Origin of the sequence: Saccharopolyspora endophytica, assembly GCF_018070075.1 — a bacterium.
GTDB classification, from domain to species: Bacteria; Actinomycetota; Actinomycetes; order Mycobacteriales; family Pseudonocardiaceae; genus Saccharopolyspora; species Saccharopolyspora endophytica.
In genome coordinates, this window is record NZ_JAGPXE010000005.1 from 354,146 (window position 1) to 372,485 (window position 18,340).

18 protein-coding genes are annotated in these 18,340 nt (G+C 69.9%); 7 read left to right on the forward strand and 11 right to left on the reverse strand.

Annotated elements, in window-relative coordinates; translation table 11 throughout:
• Positions 1-129: 129 nt before the first annotated feature.
• Genes KBO27_RS15295 through KBO27_RS15315 form a run of 5 tightly spaced genes read right to left on the reverse strand, consistent with a single transcriptional unit; the run spans position 130 to position 4,993 of the window.
• Positions 130-1,107 carry an ABC transporter substrate-binding protein gene (locus tag KBO27_RS15295; RefSeq protein WP_210970640.1) on the reverse strand — a complete coding sequence of 326 codons (978 nt, stop codon included), beginning with the start codon at positions 1,105-1,107 and terminating at the stop codon, positions 130-132.
• Between the two features lie 58 nt (positions 1,108-1,165).
• Positions 1,166-2,218, reverse strand: coding sequence for an ABC transporter permease (locus KBO27_RS15300; protein WP_210970641.1), 1,053 nt, complete (start codon positions 2,216-2,218; stop codon positions 1,166-1,168).
• Positions 2,218-2,982: an ATP-binding cassette domain-containing protein gene (locus KBO27_RS15305; protein ID WP_210970642.1), complete on the reverse strand. Its 765-nt coding sequence runs from the start codon at positions 2,980-2,982 to the stop codon at positions 2,218-2,220. Before KBO27_RS15305 ends, KBO27_RS15300 begins: the two co-directional genes overlap by 1 nt.
• Complete coding sequence (locus tag KBO27_RS15310) at positions 2,979-3,983, reverse strand: class I mannose-6-phosphate isomerase (RefSeq protein ID WP_210970643.1); 1,005 nt, start codon at positions 3,981-3,983, stop codon at positions 2,979-2,981. Before KBO27_RS15310 ends, KBO27_RS15305 begins: the two co-directional genes overlap by 4 nt.
• Before the next feature lie 35 nt (positions 3,984-4,018).
• Positions 4,019-4,993 (reverse strand): LacI family DNA-binding transcriptional regulator, encoded by a 975-nt coding sequence (locus KBO27_RS15315; protein ID WP_210970701.1) that lies wholly within the window; start codon positions 4,991-4,993, stop codon positions 4,019-4,021.
• Between the two features lie 396 nt (positions 4,994-5,389).
• On the opposite strand from KBO27_RS15315, the gene KBO27_RS15320 reads away from it, so the two are divergent.
• The 3 genes from KBO27_RS15320 (at position 5,390) to KBO27_RS15330 (ending at position 7,600) form a co-directional block, all read left to right on the forward strand.
• The gene (locus KBO27_RS15320) at positions 5,390-6,775 is read left to right on the forward strand and encodes a glycoside hydrolase family 47 protein (RefSeq protein WP_210970644.1); all 1,386 of its coding nucleotides are present in this window, start codon (positions 5,390-5,392) and stop codon (positions 6,773-6,775) included.
• An 81-nt stretch (positions 6,776-6,856) separates the two neighbouring features.
• Positions 6,857-7,183 (forward strand): divalent-cation tolerance protein CutA, encoded by a 327-nt coding sequence (gene cutA / locus KBO27_RS15325; RefSeq protein ID WP_210970645.1) that lies wholly within the window; start codon positions 6,857-6,859, stop codon positions 7,181-7,183.
• A gap of 57 nt (positions 7,184-7,240) precedes the next feature.
• Positions 7,241-7,600, forward strand: a complete 360-nt coding sequence (locus KBO27_RS15330; RefSeq protein WP_307870423.1) for a DUF3817 domain-containing protein — start codon at positions 7,241-7,243, stop codon at positions 7,598-7,600.
• Here KBO27_RS15330 and KBO27_RS15335 read toward each other — a convergent pair.
• On the reverse strand, positions 7,597-8,097 hold the full coding sequence (locus tag KBO27_RS15335; RefSeq protein ID WP_132672322.1) for a MarR family winged helix-turn-helix transcriptional regulator: 501 nt from the start codon (positions 8,095-8,097) through the stop codon (positions 7,597-7,599). The two genes, KBO27_RS15330 and KBO27_RS15335, sit on opposite strands and share 4 nt — an antisense overlap.
• Before the next feature lie 100 nt (positions 8,098-8,197).
• On the opposite strand from KBO27_RS15335, the gene KBO27_RS15340 reads away from it, so the two are divergent.
• On the forward strand, positions 8,198-8,500 hold the full coding sequence (locus tag KBO27_RS15340) for an MTH1187 family thiamine-binding protein (protein WP_210970703.1): 303 nt from the start codon (positions 8,198-8,200) through the stop codon (positions 8,498-8,500).
• A 68-nt stretch (positions 8,501-8,568) separates the two neighbouring features.
• Here KBO27_RS15340 and KBO27_RS15345 read toward each other — a convergent pair whose 3' ends face one another.
• A complete protein-coding gene (locus KBO27_RS15345) occupies positions 8,569-8,823 on the reverse strand; it encodes a hypothetical protein (protein ID WP_307870424.1) in 255 nt (84 codons plus the stop codon).
• Between the two features lie 364 nt (positions 8,824-9,187).
• On the opposite strand from KBO27_RS15345, the gene KBO27_RS15350 reads away from it, so the two are divergent.
• Positions 9,188-10,123 (forward strand): tetratricopeptide repeat protein, encoded by a 936-nt coding sequence (locus KBO27_RS15350; protein ID WP_210970646.1) that lies wholly within the window; start codon positions 9,188-9,190, stop codon positions 10,121-10,123.
• Between the two features lie 87 nt (positions 10,124-10,210).
• On the opposite strand, the gene KBO27_RS15355 is transcribed toward KBO27_RS15350, so the two are convergent.
• The 3 genes from KBO27_RS15355 to KBO27_RS15365 all read right to left on the reverse strand — a co-directional run bounded on the left by KBO27_RS15355 (position 10,211) and on the right by KBO27_RS15365 (position 13,818).
• Entirely contained in the window at positions 10,211-10,930 is a 720-nt protein-coding gene (locus KBO27_RS15355; protein ID WP_210970647.1) for a tyrosine-protein phosphatase, read from the reverse strand.
• 44 nt (positions 10,931-10,974) lie between these two features.
• On the reverse strand, positions 10,975-12,441 hold the full coding sequence (locus KBO27_RS15360; RefSeq protein ID WP_307870425.1) for a neutral zinc metallopeptidase: 1,467 nt from the start codon (positions 12,439-12,441) through the stop codon (positions 10,975-10,977).
• 156 nt (positions 12,442-12,597) lie between these two features.
• Positions 12,598-13,818: a neutral zinc metallopeptidase gene (locus KBO27_RS15365; RefSeq protein ID WP_307870426.1), complete on the reverse strand. Its 1,221-nt coding sequence runs from the start codon at positions 13,816-13,818 to the stop codon at positions 12,598-12,600.
• 90 nt (positions 13,819-13,908) lie between these two features.
• On the opposite strand from KBO27_RS15365, the gene glgP reads away from it, so the two are divergent.
• A complete protein-coding gene (glgP, locus tag KBO27_RS15370; RefSeq protein ID WP_210970650.1) occupies positions 13,909-16,458 on the forward strand; it encodes an alpha-glucan family phosphorylase in 2,550 nt (849 codons plus the stop codon).
• A gap of 3 nt (positions 16,459-16,461) precedes the next feature.
• Here glgP and KBO27_RS15375 read toward each other — a convergent pair whose 3' ends face one another.
• Positions 16,462-17,634, reverse strand: coding sequence for an MFS transporter (locus KBO27_RS15375; RefSeq protein ID WP_210970651.1), 1,173 nt, complete (start codon positions 17,632-17,634; stop codon positions 16,462-16,464).
• Between the two features lie 105 nt (positions 17,635-17,739).
• Here KBO27_RS15375 and KBO27_RS15380 point away from each other — a divergent pair, with 105 nt between their 5' ends.
• Positions 17,740-18,312 carry a TetR/AcrR family transcriptional regulator gene (locus tag KBO27_RS15380; RefSeq protein ID WP_210970652.1) on the forward strand — a complete coding sequence of 191 codons (573 nt, stop codon included), beginning with the start codon at positions 17,740-17,742 and terminating at the stop codon, positions 18,310-18,312.
• The last annotated feature ends 28 nt before the right edge of the window (positions 18,313-18,340 follow it).

An 18,340-nucleotide genomic window follows, 5' to 3' on the forward strand; every position in this document is an offset into this window, starting at 1 on the left:
CCGTAACCGCGACCTGCGGTGATGCACAGCGCTGAGCGAAAGGTTCCCATGCTCGCGGCCGCGCGGAGGGCGCCGGAACGCCGGTGCCCGCCTCGCCTGGGACGAGACGGGCACCAACCGATCAACGGCTCAGCACTGCGACTTGTAGAAGTACTGGGCCTGCTGGTCCAGGTTGTCGCGGGTGATGGAGATCATCTCCGTCTTCGTCTCCCGCTCGACGGGTTGTCCCTTGATCGCCGCGATGGCGCGCTTGACGCCCTCCTGGCCGATCTTGCCCGGGTTCTGGGCGATGAGGGCCTGCACCCGACCGTTGCGCAGGTCGTCGACCTGCTTCGGGCTCGCGTCGAAGCCCACCAGCTGCACCTGACCGGACTTGCCCGCGTTGGACAGCGCCGTGCCCGCGCCCTCACCCGTGTTGAGGTTCGTGCCGAACACGCCCACCAGGTCGGGGTTGGCCGCCAGCGTCGAGGACACGATCTGCGCGGCCGTGGCCGGCTCGTTCTCGGTGTACTGGGTCGGCAGCAGCTTCAGGTTCGGGTGCTTGGCGATCTCCTCCTCGAAGCCCTTGGCGCGCTCGTCCGTCGTGGAGGTGCCCGCCTTGGTGTTGAGGGCCAGCACCGAGCCCGGCTTGCCACCCAGCAGCTGCACCAGGGTCTGCGCCGCCAACTGCCCGCCGGCGTAGTTGTCCGAGGACAGCGACGTGACCGCGATGGAGCGGTCCTCCAGCGCGGTGTCGACCTCCACGACCTGGATGCCGTTGCCCTTCGCCTGCTGCAGCGGCGCGGCCAGGGCCTTGTCGTCGGTCGGGGCGATGATCACCGAGCCCGGCTTGCTGGCGACGATGCCGCCGAGGATCTGCGACTGCTCCGCCTGCTCGAACTTCTCCGGAGCCTGCACGTTGAGCTGATAACCCTGCGCCGCGGCTTCCTGCTGCGCCGCGCATTCGATGGAGACGTAGAACGGCTCACCGCGCTGCCCGGTGATCAGCGCGAGGTTCTTGTTGTTCGGGTCGGTCTGCCCGCCGGTGCCACCGATCTGCCCGGAACCGCAGCCGGCCAGCAGCAGCGCCGCGGCGCCGAGCGCCAACAGCCCCTTGTGCGTTCTCATCGAAACAACCTCCACACGACTCTGTGTTGAAAAAGGCTTGGGTTTCAAAGGATTTGGTTCAACGGTTGTTGCGGGCTCGACGCCGGCGCTGGTCCAGGTAGACCGCGGCGACCAGGACCGCCCCGACGGCGATCGGCTGCCAGAACGGGCGAACACCGGCCATCACGAACCCGGCGTCGAGCACCGCCGGGATGAAAACGCCGATGACACTGCCCAGAATCGTCCCGATGCCGCCGAACAGGCTGGTGCCGCCCAGCACCACTGCGGCGATCGAGTTGAGGTTGTCGTTGCTGTGGCCGCTGATCGTGGTCGTGCCGAAGTAGGCCAGTGACATGAAGCCCGCCAACCCGGCCAGCACGCCGGTGAGCGTGTAGACCGCGATGAGGTGGCGGGTGACCTTGATGCCGCTGCGCCGCGCGGCTTCGGAGTTCGAGCCGATCGCGTAGGTGTAGCGGCCGAAAGCGGTGGTGTGCAGCAGCCACATCGCCAGCAGCGTGATGATCGCGGCCAGGATCACCAGGTTCGGCACCACGCCGAAGGACGTGCCCGTGCCGAGCGTGGTGCGCAGGGTGGCGGGAACCGTGCGCACGTCGATGCCGTTGGTCAGCAGCTGCGCGGCACCCAGCGCCGCACCGAACGAGCCGAGCGTGACGATCAGCGCGGGCACTCGGGCCACCGCGACCAGCAGCCCGTTGAGCAGTCCCCACGCCGCGCCGCCGATCAGCGCCGCCACCAGGCCGATCGCGATGACGCCCCAGCCCGCGGAGGTGGCGTCGCCGCCGCTGAGCGCTTCCATGGTCATGGCCGAGACGACCCCGGCGAACACCAGCACCGAACCGACCGACAGGTCGATGCCGGAGGTGATGATCACGAAGGTCATGCCCACCGCGAGCATCAGCAGCGGTGCGGCCTGCACCAGCAGGTTCTGCACGTTGAACAGGGTCAGGAACGCGTCCGGGCGCAGTGCGCTGAACAGCGCGCACAGCACCACCAGCACCAGCCCGGTCCACACCGTGTTGGATCCGGCCAACCGGGAGCGCAGGCTCACGGCGGGCTCGTCGGGGGTCTGCTGAACAGGCTTGTCGGCGGAGGTCTTCTGCGAAGTGGACATCAGCTCGCGTCCTCCTGGGACAGGGCCCCGGTCATCGCACCGACCAGGTCCTCCAGCTTGGCTTCGGCGGCGTTGAACCGGGCGACCCGGCTGCCCAGTCGCAGCACTTCGACGCGGTCGGCGACCGAGAGCACCTCGGGCATGTTGTGGCTGATCAGGACGACGGCCATGCCGGTGTCGCGAACCCGGCGGACGACGTCGAGGACGCGTTCGCGCTGCACCACGCCCAGCGCGGCGGTCGGCTCGTCGAGGAACACCAGCCGGCTCGCCCACGCCACCGACCGGGCCACCGCGACGCTCTGGCGCTGACCGCCCGAGAGCGCACCGATCGGCACGGACAGGTCGGGAAGCGAGACGCCGAACGTGGCGAACTGCTCGGTGGCTTCGGCGCGCATCTTGGCCTTGTCGAGCATTCCGAGCTTGCCGAGCAGGCCCGGACGCCGGAGCTCGCGGCCCAGGAACAGGTTCGCGGCCGGGTCCAGGTCCGGCGCCACGGCTAGGTCCTGGTAGGCGGTTTCGATGCCGTGACCGCGCGCGGCGGTCGGGGAGTCCAGCGACACGGGCTCGCCGTCGACCAGGATCTGGCCGGAATCCGGCTGCTCCACCCCGGACAGGCACTTCACCAGGGTCGACTTGCCCGCACCGTTGTCACCGATGAGCGCGACCACCTCGCCCGGGTGCACGGTGAAGGAGGCCCCTCGCAGCGCTTCCACGCTGCCGTAGCGCTTGACGAGATCACGTGCTTCGAGAAGTGGTTCGGTCATGCGTGGCTCCCCGCTGATGGTGGTCTGCACAGCACGGTGGTGAGGTCGCCTTCCAAGCGGGTCTGCCCGGCGGCGTGCGGAACGACGGCGGTGGCTCCGCGCCGCAGCGGCAGGGGGGAACCGCTCGCGCAGTGCAGTTCTCCGCTGCCGTCGAGGACGATGAGCACGCCGAAGGACGGGTCGAGTTCGGCCGAACCGTGCAGGCGGTCGGCGCGGAAGAACGGGGCCGCGTCCTCGGCCAGGAGGGGAACGCGTCCTTCACCCAGGTCGCCGGTGCGCTTGATCAGCGATGCCAGGAGGGCGTCGTCGAAACCGGAGTGGTTGACCGTCTCCAGGGCGGTGGCGGTCTCCAGGCCGAGGAACGCGCCTTCGGCGTCGGTCAGGAATCCCTGCCACTCCAGGGTGATCGAGAAGTCGGTGGGCTGCTGCAGTTCGACGATGAACACCCCGGCGCCGATGGCGTGCGGAGTCCCGGCGGGCACGTGCACGGTGTCGCCGGGCTTGACCGGGATCTCGTTGAGCGAGCCCAGCATCGCCGAGGAGTCCTGGGTGCGCACCCACTCGGCCACCGTCTCGGGCGTCACGTCATCGCGGAACCCCAGGTACACCACGGGGTTCGCGCCGCTGGTGCCCACCACGATCCACGCCTCGGTCTTGCCGAAGCGAGAACCCAGGTGCTGCTTGGCGAACACGTCGTCGGGGTGGCAGTGGACCGGCAGGCGCTGGCCGGCGTCGAGCAGCTTCACCAGCAGCGCGGTGCTCTCGCCGTAGGCCGACACGTGATCGGCGCCCAGCCAGGACTGCGGGTCGGCGCTGACCACGTCGCGCAGCAGCCGGCCGTCGGGCAGCCGGGACAGCCCGGACTCGTCCTGCCCGAACCGGGTGGTGGTGGAGGCGACCCAGTCTTCGGGGCCGAACTCCCGGTCATCTCCGCCGCCGCGCAGCGCGGCGATCGACGCTCCACCCCGGTAGAACTGCCGGGGCTGGTTCGCCGGCAGCACCGTTGCTCGCGCGGATGAAGAACTGTGGACGGAACTCAACGAACTACCTCTCCAGAACCTCGGACCAGCAGCCTGGTCGGGACGACGACGCGGCCGGGTGGCGACGTGTCGCCGTCCAGTCGCGCGAACAGCAACTCGGCCGCGGACTTGCCCAACGCCCAGGTGTCGTGGGTGACCACGGTGATCGGTGGGTCCAGCAGGTCGGCCAGCTCGAAGTCGTCGAACCCGACCAGTGCCGGACGAGAGGGCCGCCCCGCGAGCGCGCGCAGCGCGTGAATGGTGATCCGGTTGTTGCCGGTGACCAGTGCGGTGGCCTCGCGCAGCGGGCCCGACAAGGTCTCGGCGACGGACTCGTCGGTGTGCGGGCCCATCACGACCAGGTCGGACTGGAACGGCACTCCGGCTTGCGCGCATCCTTCGCGGAACCCGCGCAGTCGTTCGGCGGCGGTGTGGATCTCGGGGGCGTCGCCGAGGAAGGCGATGCGGCGGTGACCGTGCTCGGCGAGGTGCCGGGCCGCCTGGGCGGTCCCACCGGCGTTGTCGATGAGCACCGAGTCGGCGACGAGGTTGCCCGGCGGGCGGTCGACGAAGACCACCGGTGTGCCCGCGTTGATCTCGTGGGAGATGTAGCCGTGCTGATGACCTGCGGGAACGACGATCAGCCCGTCGACGCGGCGCGCGCAGAACTCCAGCACCAGCTCTCGCTCGCGCGTCGGGTCCTCGTCGGAGGACCCGGTGAGCACCTGCTTGCCCTGCACGCGGGCGACTTCCTCCACGGCGCGGGTCAGCACCGAGTAGAAGGGGTTGGCCAGGTCTTCCAGGACCAGGCCGAGGGTGCCGGTCCCGGTGCCGCGGCGCAGGTTCCGGGCGCTGACGTTGCGGCGGAAGCCGAGCTGGTCGATCGCGGAGAGCACGCGCTGCGCGGTCGTCGGGTGCACGCCGTCCTCGGCGTTGACGACGCGGGAGACCGTTTTGACGCTCACGCCGGCCAGCCGCGCGACATCGGTCATGGTGGCGCGGCGGACGTTTCTCGACTCAGACAACGTTGTCATGGCGGAGCGGATTGGACCTCACGTTCGAGCGTTTTGTCAACGCTGGGCTTCCACTTCTGCTGCGCTCGGCCGCCCGTCTTGCGCCACCCGGACCAATGCCGGCGGCGGGCCGGGAACGCGGCCTTCAGTCGTGGGGCGGTGGCAGAAAGGTTCCCTTCCTCGCGGTTCAGGGCCTCGGTGAGGGGTCGGTCAAGACTTCCGACGGTCGCAACCGGTGCGCTGATCGGCGCCCGCCGGTGACCAAAAACGACAGGAACGGCGCTGCGCATTGACCTCGAACGCGACGGGCCGCGACGGTGGGCTCGCGTGGCTTGACAAGGTTGTCTAGGTGCGGAGAAGACGATGCTTCCAGGCATGTCCAGAAGGTCTGTGTTGCGCGCGTTGGGCGCGGTCGCCGCCGCAGGCGGGATGTTCGCGACCACGTCGGTGCCGGGGTCGGCGCGGCGGGATTGGAAACCGGTCGCCGATGCCGTTCGCGAGGAATACCTGTGGGCGTGGCGCCAGTACGTCGAACGCGCCCTCGGCGCCGACCACATCAAGCCGATCTCGGGTGGCAGGGAAGATTTCTTCGTCGAGGGTCATTCCGTCGGGCTGAGCCTCGTCGAAGCGGTGGACACGCTGTGGCTGATGGAGGCGGACGCCGAAGTCGCCCGGGCCGTGCAGTGGATCGTCGACGACCTGGACTTCGACGTCGACGCTCCCTTCCAGGTATTCGAGACCAACATCCGCATGGTCGGGGGTCTGGCCGCCGCCTACCACTGCACGGGTGATCAGCGGCTGCTCGAACGCGCCAAGGACGTCGCCGACCGGCTGCTGCCGGCCTTCACCGAATCCCCGACCGGCTTGCCCTACCGGTACGTGAACCTGGCGAGCGGGGCGGTCAGCGACCCCGAGACCAACATCGTCGAGATCGGCACCTACATCGCCGAATTCGGCGTGCTCTCGCAGTGGACCGGTGACAACCGCTATTACGACCTGGCGAAACGAGCGATGCGCGTCGTCTACGACAAGCGCACCGAACTCGGCCTGCTGCCGCACGACATCAACGCCGAGACCGGGCAGTGGCGGAACCGCCAGGCGACGATCGGCCCGCCCGGGGACTCCTACTACGAGTACCTCTGGGACGGGTACCGGCTCTTCGGCGACCCCGAGCTCAAGCAGTGGTACGACACGCTCACCGACGCGATCCTGTCGAAGCAGGCCGAACGGCACGACGGGCTGCTGTGGTTCCCGCAGGTGGACGCCTTCACCGGGGAGGTCCTCAGCCGGGAGCAGAGCGTCCTCGCCGGCTTCTACGCCGGGCTGCTCGCCGAATCCGGTCACGTCGCCGAAGGGCGCGCCTATCACGACGCGTTCACCGCGGTGCAGGAACGGTTCGGGGTGATCCCGACCTCCGTGGACTACTCGACGATGACCGCCACCCGCGTCGACAACGCCCTGCGTCCGGAGTTCGCCGACTCCGCGCTGATGCTGTGGCTGGCCACCGGCGACGAGGTGTTCCGCGAACGCGCCCACACCCACTTCGAGAACATGGTGGCCACGTCGAAGACGAACTACGGCTTCGCGTCCCTGACCGACGTCACCGCCACGCCACCGTCCCAAGAGGACACCTGTCCGGGCTATTGGTGGTCGGAGCAGATGAAGTACTACTGGCTGCTGTTCTCCGACACCCCTCGCCTGGACTACCGGGACAACTACCTGAGCACCGAGGCGAACCTGCTGCGCGGGGCGCGGCGCTGAGGCGAGGAGGGGAACCTTCCTGCCACCGCGGTGCGCGAAAGGTTCCCCTCCTCGCTCCGCTCACCCCGATACCCTGGTGGCATGGCTGATCATGTGCAGGTGGTGACCACCACCGACTCCGAGGAGTCCGCCGCGGAGCTCGCGCGGGGCGTCGTGGAAGCCCGGCTGGGGGCGTGCGTTCAGGTCGTGCCGATCCGCAGCTTCTACGTGTGGGACGGCGCGGCGCAGGACGACCCGGAGTGGCAGCTGCAGATCAAGACCTCCAGCGGTCGGCTGGACGCCCTGGTCGGGCATCTGAGGGCCAACCACGGGTACGACGTGCCCGAGATCATCGCGACGCCGATCGTCGGCGGGAACCCCGATTACCTGTCCTGGGTCGACGAGCAGACGACTCCGGCGTCTCCGTGACGCGCGCCACCGGGCACACTCGCTCTGAGGTGCCGTGCAATCGGAAGTGGGGTCGACGTGCCGCGTAGCTATGGCGGGTGGTTCCGGCTGGTCGCGATCGCCGAAGCGTTCTCCTGGGCGGGACTGCTGGTGGCGATGGCGTTCAAGTACGGGCTCGGGATGCCGCTGGGCGTGACGATCATGGGTTCGGTCCACGGGGCCCTGTTCACCGCCTACGTGGTGACCACCCTGATCGTGTTCAGCCCGTTGCGCTGGCGCTTCTGGCCGTTGGCGTTCGCGCTGGTGGCCTCGGTGCCGCCGCTGGCCACGGTGTGGTTCGAGCGCTGGGCCCACCGCCGCGGGATGCTCACCGAGCCCGACTCCGACGCCCCGACGTTCTGGGGCCAGGTGCGCTACGCGCTCAAGGAGCTGAACTAGAAGTCACCGGCCGCGTGGCGGACCTTGCCGAGCAGTTCGGTGAGCTGCTGGGTCTGGCGCTCGGTGATGCCGCCCAGGCCGAAGTCGATCTCGGTGACCGCGTCGGTCGCCTTCTGCATCAGGTTCCGGCCCTCCTCGGTGATCTCCACCAGGGTGGTGCGCCGGTCGGTGGGGTGGGGAACGCGCCGGACCAGGCCGTCCTGCTCGAGCCTGTCGACGATGTTGGTCACGCTGGTGGGGTGCAGCTGGAGCCGGTCGCCCATGACGCGCATCGGCAGGCTGCCGCGCTTGGAGAACGTGAGCAGCACGAGGGCTTCGTAGCGGGCGAAGGTCAGGTTGTGCGCGCGCAGGGCGTTGTCGACGGCGGACTGCAGGATCTGCTGCACGCGCATCACGCTGGTCACCGCGGCCATCGTCGTGGACGGGCCGATCCGCTCTGCCCAGGTCTCGGCCGCGCGCGCGATGGGGTCGAAGGGCAGTGGACCACGGGAGCTCATAGCGTCCGACGCTAGCAGCGAGACCGAGCACGTCTGAGGGCTGTGCTGCTACTACTGGTTCCGGGACTCATGTGACGTGGACGAACCGATGGGAGCAGACGTGCTGGTGGCCTTCAGTGTTGCCCCGAGCGGGGCTGGTGAGAGCGACAGTGTCAGCGAGGCGGTGGCCGCCGCGGTGAAGGTGGTGCGAGATTCCGGTCTGCCGCACGAGACGACCTCGATGTTCACCACGATCGAGGGCGAGTGGGACGAGGTCATGGACGTGGTCAAGCGCGCCACCGAGGCGGTTTCGGCGCACTCCCCGCGGACCAGCCTGGTGCTCAAGGCCGACATCCGTCCCGGGCACTCCGGGCAGCTGCGGTCCAAGGTCGAGCGGGTGGAGCAACATCTTCGAGAACAGTAGGTGAACGCGAAACGGGGATGGTGTCCTCGTCGACACCATCCCCGTGATCACGTCATGCTCGACTGACGTCAGCCCTGCGGGTGGTCGACCACCGGGGCGTTGACGCACTCGGCGTTCTGCGGCGACAGAACCGGGACGACCAGACCCACGACGGCACCAACGTTGTTGCCGCAGGCCTGCACCGGCACGGCGCTGATGTTGTTGTCGTCCAGCAGGTTGACGCCGTCGTTGTCGGCGGTGTCCGCGAACGCGGTGCTGCCCAGGGTCACGATGCTGAGGGCGGCGACGCCGGCGGCACCGGCAACACGGGTTGCAATACGCACTTTTTCGAACCTCTCGTTGAACTACTGGCCGAAGGTCCCCCACGAGAGACCCCGCAGCCCGCGAGACGACCGCAGTCCCTCGCAGGCTCTGTGTCCTCTTCGGCGATCACCACCGGAGGACATGAGGGTTTGATCGCCTACACCACCTGTTCGTGTGGCTTCGTTCACCGATTCGAATTGATCTTTGGGGCTTCGGCGTGTCCGGATGAGCGCATTCGGTGACCACTTCGCCGCCCGTACGTGACCTTGGGGCGGGTGGTGCGAGAAAGGTTCCCCTCATCGCACGCCCACGCGCCACGCCGCTGGTCGGACGTGTCAGGATGGAACTGTGACGAGGCCGGATCCACGCCAGAACGCAGCAGCGATGTCCGCCGCGATGGCGGGCGCAGTCGACCTGTCGGCACTCAAGAGCCGTGCCGAGGCCGCAGCCAATTCCGCAGCGCAGCCGCCCAGCGGTGGCGGTGACGGTGCGGCCGGGCAAGCGCACCCGGCGATCATCGAGGTCACCGAGGCCGACTTCCAGGCCGAGGTCGTCGAGCGGTCCATGCAGGTACCGGTCGTCGTCGACCTGTGGGCCACCTGGTGCGAGCCGTGCAAGCAGCTCTCCCCGGCGCTGGAGAAGCTCGCCCGCGAGGGCAACGGTGCTTGGGTGCTGGCGAAGATCGACGTCGACGCGAACCCGCGGATCGCGCAGCTGTTCCAGGTGCAGTCGGTGCCGATGGTGATCGCGGTGGCCGGAGGGCAGCCGGTCGACGGCTTCGCCGGCGCGCAGCCCGAGCCGCAGCTCCGGGAGTGGATCAGCTCCCTGCTCAACGCCCTGCGCGACCAGCTTCCCGGAATCCGGGCAGCCGAGGAGGGCGCTTCCGAGGCCGAGCCCGAGGAGGAGCCCGAGGACCCGCGGTTCACCGCCGCCGAGGACGCCTTGGAGCAGGGCGACTTCGCCGCCGCCGAGGCCGCCTACCAGCAGATCCTCGACAGCGAGCCGAACAACGAGCAGGCCAAGGCCGCCCTCATGCAGGTGCGCTTCATGGCCCGCGCCGAGCAGGCCGACCCGTCGGCGATCGAGCGCGCCGACACCGCGCCGGACGACCTCGACGCCCAGATCGCGGCCGCTGACGCGGAGGTCGCCTTCGGCAAGGTCGACGAAGGCTTCACGCGCCTGATCCAGGCGGTCAAACGCACTTCGGGCGACGATCGCAACCGGGTCCGCACGCACCTGGTCGAGATGTTCGAGATCTTCCCCGAGGGTGACGAGCGGGTCGCCAAGGCACGCCGCAACCTGGCCAGCGCGCTGTTCTGATCTTTCCCACCGATCGCCCTCTCCGCCGAACCGGTGGGGAGGGCGATCGTGGTTGGTGGGCGAAGGGTTCCCTTCCTCCACGAACCGTCAGGCCGGGGCCACGAGGCGCTCGCGCAGGGTCGCCAGGCCCTCGTCGCCGAGGCCGGACGTGCGCAGGTAGTCGGCGAAGTCGCGGCCGTTGACGATCTCGTCGAGGAGGCCGCGTTCGGTGGCGTCGTGCTGGGCGAGGAACTCCCGGATCTTCGGGGTGTCATCGCCCAGACCGGCCGCGGAGCACAGCTCCGCGCGGCGCTGGTGGCTGATCGCGTAGTCCTCGGCGATGTCCTGCGCGCTCACCCCGACCGACGCCAACAGGACCAGGGCGATCAGCCCGGTGCGGTCCCGGCCGCCGCCGCAGTGCACCAGCACACCGCCGGGTTCGGCGTGGACCACCGCTGCGACGACCTCGGCCACGAGTCGCGGATACCGGTCCAGGAACGGCTCGTAGTAGAGGGGAGTGCACGAGAACGCCCCTCCCCACCGGTCCCAGAACTCGGTGTCGGACTTGTCCTCCAGCGGGACCCGGACGGTGGTCAGGCCGGACGGGCGCGGTGCGCGGTCGGTTTCGTCCTCGTCCAGGCCGGTCAGGTCGATGATCGTGCGCACGCCGTGCTGCCGCAGCCCTTCCCAGCCCGCAGCCGTCAACGCAGCGGGGTGTTCGGCGCGCACCACGGCTCCCCAGCGGATCCGCCCGCCCTCGGCGGGCAGACCTCCCAGATCACGAGCGTTGAGGAGACCGTCCCAGTCCAGAACCCGTTGTCCGCTCATGCTTCGAGGGACGCGCGGACCCACCGCGGGGTTGAGCGAAGGGCTCAGCTGTCGTACTTGGTGGTGCAGGGCGCCAGGCCTTCTTGCACGCCGACGCGGAACGCCTCCACCCTGGCGAAACCGACCGGGACCTGATCGCCGTTGGCGTTCGCCGCGATCAGGCTCTCCTCGCCCAGCAACGCGGACACGCCCTCGTCGATGTCCTCGGGCACGATCCGCAGCTTGCCCACGGGATTGCGCTGCCCGATCGGGTCTTCCACCAGCAGCCCGCTCCACGCACCGACCATGCACGCGGTCCGCAACCCGGCGGCCTCGTCGTCGAGGGAATAACCGGCGGCCTTCTGCACCGACAGCGCGTACCGGGAAGCGATCTGCGCGTAGGCCGCGAAATCGCCGTAACCCGCGGACTGGCTCGCCTTGCTCGGCGGTGTGGCGATCTCGCGCAGCTCCGGAACGTTCAGCGAGATCGTGTTGGTCTCGGTGCAGAACGACGCCGGGGAGGTCGGTTGCCGACCGGAGCAGGTCCTGGGCTCGGCGATGACCCTCGGCGGCTCGGCGCCGGTGTCCCGGAACACCGAGTGCAGGCTCTCCTCGACCGCCTTCAGGCTCTTGTCGTCGATGGGCAGCTCGGTCTCCTGCTGGGTGGGCTTCCAGTTCTGGAACAGCGTCGTGCGCTTCTTGACCTCGTCGTTGGTCATCTCCGCGCAGCGCTGGGGACCGTCGCTGAAGCCGAACTGGAAGGCGCTGACCCGGTCGAAGGCCGTGCCGTGCGCGTTGCTGCCGGTGAAGTCCGAGGATCCGGGGGAGTCGCGGATGAAGTTGAGCACGCCCATGACCTCGTTGAGGCCCGAACCCGTGGAAACCTGGAAGTACTGCGAGGACCCCTCGGCGACGTGCCGGAAGTAGGCGCCGGTGAAGCAGTCCGCCTGCTGCTCGAGCACGATCACGGGATCGTTCTGCGCGACGGTGCCCGCCCTGTGCTGCACGGCGTGGCCCATCTCGTGGGCCAGCACGGTCACGACCGCCAGCGGCCCGAAGCTGTTGTTGAGCTCGGGCAGCAGAGTCCCGCGATCCCAGGCGACGAGGTCCTCGGACGGGCAGTAGAAGGCGTTGACCATGCCCGCGGTGTTCTGCTTGCACAGCTGCCCGCCGGGAGCACCTGAGTCGTAGGAGATCAGGCGCTTGACGGGCTCGAACTTCTTGCCGTCGAACGCTTGCGGGAAGGCTTCCGCCCAGTAGGCGTCGACGTCGGCGACGGCGTTGCGGCCGAGCTTGTCCATCTCGCCGTTGTCGGTGCCCTCCACCGGGAGCGGCGCCTGCGGGGCGCCTTCCTTCGGTCCGCTCGGACCGTCGGCGGCGGGAAGCCCCGCCACGCTGCTGGTGGAATAGCCGCCCAGCGTCGTGGGAACGCCGCTGATGACCTGTGCGCATCCGCTGACCAGGGACGCGCAGGCGATTACCGAGACCGCGGCGCCGAGGATCCGCCCCCGCCGCCGGTTTGCCGTCGCCACCACTACACGCGCCCCATCTCGCCGCCGGTACCGAACTCGTTCGCCGTGGGCCGGTCGCGCGGCCCGGTCTTCGCGCAGCAGCCTATCGGGTGACCGATCTTCGTCACGGCCGATCTCGTCGGAGGCCCTTCGCGGGTGGCAGGAAGGTTCCCACGCTCACCTCACGCACCCGCCCCAGCCGGAGCGCACCCCGTCTCCGAAGGCCGCGATCCGATCGAAACCGCTCAGCGGTGGGCCGTCGCCGCCGCGGGACGCCGCCTCGGATTCGAGTACGACCTGCACCGCCTCGTCCAGGTCGCCCGGCGACAGCCGCGGCTGCTCCGCGGTGAACGCGCCGGTCAGGCAGGCGATGTCGGCGCCGCTCGCTCGGTGGCCGAGTTCGGTCAGGGCCGCCAGGGCGTAGCGGGAGGCCAGCAGGGTGGTGACCGCCTGGTCGCCGATGTCGTCGTGGGTGCGGCGCAGCGCCACCGGATCGGCGGTGACCGTCGGGGGAGAGGGGCAGAAACCGACCGGCCCGCCGGCGCCGGGGCAGCCGGTGGAACGGGCCGGGGGAACCCATCGCCCGCCCAGGTCTGCGACCGCGGTCCCGAATCGCTCAGCCATCGGCGCCGTGTCCAGGACCGATTCCAAGGGAGCGTTCGGGTCGTCGTCGACCGGTTCGGCGACGTCGCTCTCGGACACCCGGGTGCAACCGCGGGGGCCTCCGGTGAAGCCGTGCTGGAAGGCCGTCACCCGGTCGAAGGCGGTGCCGTGCCCGGAGGTGCCGATCGGATCGCGGAAGACGGTGATGGCGCGCAGCGCGTCGTCGAGCCGGTCCGGGTCGGTCCGCAGGTGCGGCGCGTGACCGTCGGAGACCCATCGCAGGAAGGAGCCCGCGTAGCAGTCGGCCATCGCTTCCAGCCGCAGCGGTTCGCCCTCGGCGAGCCCGGCTCGCTGCTGCACCGCGTGCCCGATCTCGTGGGCCAGCACCACCGCCACCGCCGTGTCCCCGTAGTGCTCGCGCAGCACCGGCAGCAGCGCGGCGCGGTCCCAGGCGATGGCGTCCACGGACTGGCAGTAGTACGCGTTGCCCTCGACCTCCCGCGGTTCGGAGGCGCAGGGCGGGGCGGTGCCGGTGCCGCCGGTGTCGACCGAGAAGAACCCTCCGTCGAGGTCCCGCCAGGGCGAGCCGAAGGTCTCGGGGTAGGCGTGCGCCCAGTATCGCTGGACGTCGGTGACGACGGTGGCCGCCAGGCGGTCCGTCTCACCGCGGTCCGTGCCGTGCACGAACGCCGGATCGACCGTGGGTTCCGACACATGCGGCGCCTGCTCGACGGGCGTCGTGCAGGCGCTGATGATCAGCCCGATGGTCACCGCGACAAGTCCGAATGCACGCACGCGCCCCAGCTTCCCACCCACCTCGGGGTGGGTGCGGGCGTCGGGTGCACATCGCACACGAGCGCGTCGCGCGAGATATGGTCCGCTCCCGTGAGAGCCGTCCACCGCTTTACCGTCCGGGCCCACCTGCCCGAGCCGCTCAGCCCGCTGGGCAAGTTGGCGACGAACCTGCGCTGGGCGTGGCATCCGCCCACGCAGGACCTGTTCTCGGCGGTCGACCCGCAGGTGTGGGCCTCGGTGGGGGCGGATCCGCTGCGCCTGCTCTCGGAGGTGCCCGCCGAGCGGTTGCGGCAGCTGGCGGCCGACGAGGACTTCTTGGCGCGCACCCGCGCGGTGGGCGACGATCTGCGCCGGTACCTCACGGTGCCCCGCTGGTACCAGCAGCGTCAGGACGAGGGCGCGGGACTCCCGGCGTCGATCGCCTACTTCTCCATGGAGTTCGGCCTCACCGAGGCGCTGCCGAACTACTCCGGCGGGCTCGGCGTGCTCGCGGGCGACCACCTCAAGTCGGCCTCCGACTTGGGGGTTCCCCTGATCGGGGTCGGTCTGCTGTACCGCTCCGGCTACTTCCGGCAGGGCCTGTCCTCGGAGGGCTGGCAGGTCGAGCACTACCCGGTGATCGATCCGCGCGGGTTGCCTCTGGAGGTGCTCACCGACGAGGACGACCGCCCGGTGGTGGTCAAGGTCGCCATGCCCGCCGCCCGCACGCTGCACGCCAGGGTGTGGAAGGCGCAGGTCGGACGGGTTCCGCTGCTGCTGCTGGACAGCGATCTGCCGGACAACGACGACGAGCTGCGCGGCACCACCGACCGCCTCTACGGCGGCGACGCCGAGCACAAGATCCGCCAGCAGATCCTCGCCGGTGTCGGCGGGGTGCGGGCCGTGCGGGCCTACTGCCGGCTCACCGGGCACCCGCAGCCCGAGGTCTTCCACACCAACGAGGGGCACGCCGGTTTCCTGGGGCTGGAGCGCATCAGGGAGCTGCAGACCGACCCCGGGCTGAACTTCGACCAGGCCACGGCCGCTGTCCGGGCCGGGACGGTGTTCACCACGCACACCCCGGTCCCGGCCGGGATCGACCGGTTCCCGGTGGACCTGGTGCGCCGCTACTTCGACGACGGTTCCCAGCAGCCGCTGCTGCCGGGGGTGCCCGCGGACCGAGTGCTGGCGCTGGGTGCCGAGGACAACCCGGGCATGTTCAACATGGCGCACATGGGCCTGCGGCTGGCGCAGCGCGCGAACGGGGTCTCGGAGCTGCACGGCGAAGTGATCCGCAAGATGTTCCGCAACCTCTGGCCGGGGTTCGGGGTCGAGGAGGTCCCGATCCGCTCGGTCACCAACGGGGTGCACGGGCCGACCTGGTCCGCGCGTGAACTGGGCAAGTTGCTCGGCGAGTCCGAGATGGACAGCGGTGCCGGGTTGCGCGGCATGGAGCCGGTGAGCGATTCGCTGCTGTGGGAGCTCCGGTGCTCGCTGCGCCAGCGCTTGATCGACGAGGTGCGGCGCAGGTTGCGCGTCGCCTGGCAGCAGCGCGGCGCCTCGGACCTGGAACTGGGCTGGTGCGACTCGGTTTTCGACCCCGAGGTGCTCACCATCGGTTTCGCGCGAAGGGTTCCCACCTACAAGCGGGCGACGCTGATGCTGCGCGACACCGACCGGTTGCGGGAGCTGCTGCTGGATTCCGAGCGTCCGGTGCAGATCGTGGTGGCGGGCAAGTCCCACCCGGCGGACGAGGGAGGCAAGGCGATGATCCAGCGGATCGTGCGCTTCGCTGACGGCGCCGACGTGCGGCACCGCATCGTGTTCCTGCCGGACTACGACATGTCGCTGGCCCGCTACCTGGTGTCGGGCTGCGACGTGTGGCTGAACAACCCGGTGCGGCCGTTGGAGGCGTGCGGGACGTCGGGGATGAAGGCCGCGCTCAACGGCGTGCTGAACCTGTCGGTGCGCGACGGCTGGTGGGACGAGATGTACGACGGCCGCAACGGGTGGGCGATCCCCACGGCCGACGGCGTCAGCGACCCCAACCGGCGCGACGACCTGGAAGCCGCGGCGTTGTACGAGCTGATGTCCGAGCACGTGGCGCCGATGTACTACGAGCGCAACAGCGATGGCGTGCCGGGCAAGTGGATGTCGATGGTCCGCCACACCCTGGCGACCCTGGGGCCGCGGGTGCAGGCGTCGCGCATGATCCGCGAGTACGTCGACGGGCACTACACGCCCGCCGCGCAGTCGGCGCGCGCGATGTTCGACGACGACTTCCGCGGTGCGCGGGAGCTGGCCGACTACCGGAGCCGGTTGCAGGCGGCCTGGAACCGGGTGCGGGTCGGTGACACCGAGATGTCGGTGGATCACGGGACGCCGCTGCTCGGCGGGCAGGTCACGGTGCGCGCCAGGGTGGACCTGGCCGGTCTCGATCCGTCCGATGTGGACGTCGAGGTCGTGGTGGGCCGGGTCGACGACAACGACGTGCTGCACGACTTCGTCACCGCGTCGATGAAGCCCATCGGTGATGACCGGTACGCGGCCGCGGTGACGTTGCCGCACGCGGGCCCGGCCGGCTACAACGTCCGGGTCCTACCCCGGCACTCGTTGCTGTCGGAGCCCGCGGAACTCGGCAAGGTCGTCCTCGCGGGCTAGTGGTCAGCGGATCCGGCGCAGCCCGATCCCCCCGAGCGCCAGGAAGACAAGGGCGGTGACGCACGCGCCCGGCCAGCCGTGGAGGCCGTAGGTGATGCTGCCCGCGGCCGAGCCGATCGCGCCGGCCAGGAACGTCGAGAGCATGAAGATGGTGTTCAGGCGCCCACCGGCGGCGGGGTCGACCGACAGCGCCGCGTTCTGGTTGGCGGCTTGGCCGACCTGCAGGCCGATCGGCACGGCCGCGGTGCCCAGCAGCAGGGCGGTCAGCGAGTTCGTGCCCAGGATCAGCACGAGGGCGGCGAAGGCGAGCACGGTCAGTCCGAGCGCGCCGACGAGCCGAGGACCGCGGCGGTCGACCATCTTCCCGGCCACGGGCGCCAGTGCGGCGCTGAGCAGTCCGAGCAGGCCGACGAGTCCGGCCTCGGCGACGGTGAAGCCGTGCGGTGGCGCGGTGAGCACGAGGGCGAGGATGGTCCAGACGGCGTTGAACGCGGCGAAGCTCCCCGCCTGGCGCAGGCAGGCTCGGCGCAGCCCCGGCTCGCGGCGCAGGTAGCCGGGCAGCGAGCGCAGCAGCGCCCAGTAGCTCACCGGGTTCCGCTCGCCGTCGCTCGGCAGAACGCGAACCGTCCACAGGCCCACGACCAGCGTGAGCACCGCTGAGGCGGCGAAGACCCAGCGCCAGCCCAGCAGTCCGGCGAGCTGGCCGGACACGACCCGGGCGCCCATGATCCCGGTGATCAAACCGGCCTGCACCCAGGACATGGCGGTGCCGCGCTGCGCCGGGTCGGCCAGTTGCACGACCAGCGGGATGAGGATCTGCGGCACGACGGTCGTCACGGCCGCGAGTCCGGTCAGGACCGCGAGCACCGGCAACGACGGTGCGAGAGAACTTCCCACCAGCAGGAGCGCGGTGAGGACGCTGAGCGCGCCGACCATCGTGCGCCGATCCCTGCTGTCGCCGAGGGGGATGACGAACAGCAGGCCGGCGGAGTAGCCGAGCATCCCGGCGGTCACCACGATGCCCGCGGTCTGCGGAGAGGTGCCGAAGGTGTCGGCGACGGGGCCGATGATCGGTTGCGCGAGGTAGATGTTGGCGACGGTGACACCGGCGCACAGCGCGGCGGCGAACAGCAGTGCACGGCTCAGGCGGCCGGTGTCGGGGGCGACGGTGGTCATCCACTCTCCGCAGGCGAAACGGTCTAACCAACTGGTTGGTTGCAGTCTCTCCACGCCCGGAACTCGTGTCAACCGAATGGTTGGTCACAGCGGTACAGTGCGGCTGTGTCCCGCAACGCCGAAGCCACCAAGGCCCGGATCTTCCAGGCCGCGACGACCGAGTTCGCCGAACACGGCATCGCCGGCGCCCGCGTCGACCGCATCGCCAGGCAGGCCCAGGCCAACAAGCAGCTGATCTACGCCTACTTCGGCAGCAAGGACGCCCTGTTCACCGCGGTCCTGGAAGCCGCCATGGCCGAGCTCGCGGCCGAGGTGCCCATCGACGGCGAGGACCTCCCCGGCTACGTCGACCGGCTCGCCGCCTACCACTCGGCCAACCCGCACGTCCTGCGACTGCTCATGTGGGAATCGCTGGAGCGCGGTGACAGCGGTGTCGCCGCCGAGTCCGAACGCGCCGAGCACTACCGGGACAAGGTCGACGCGGTCCGCCAGGCCCAGGACAACGGCAAGGTCACCGGGGCGATCGACCCCGGCATGCTCGTCCTGCTGGCCCTCGGCACGATCAGCTGGCCCCTGGCCGTCCCCCAGCTGCGCCGCCTGATCCTCGGCGAGACCAAGGTCGACGACCTGCGCTCCGCTTCCCGCGAAGCCGTCCGCCGCCTCACCGACCCCACCTGAACCGATCGGCGCAGGGGAACCTTTCGCG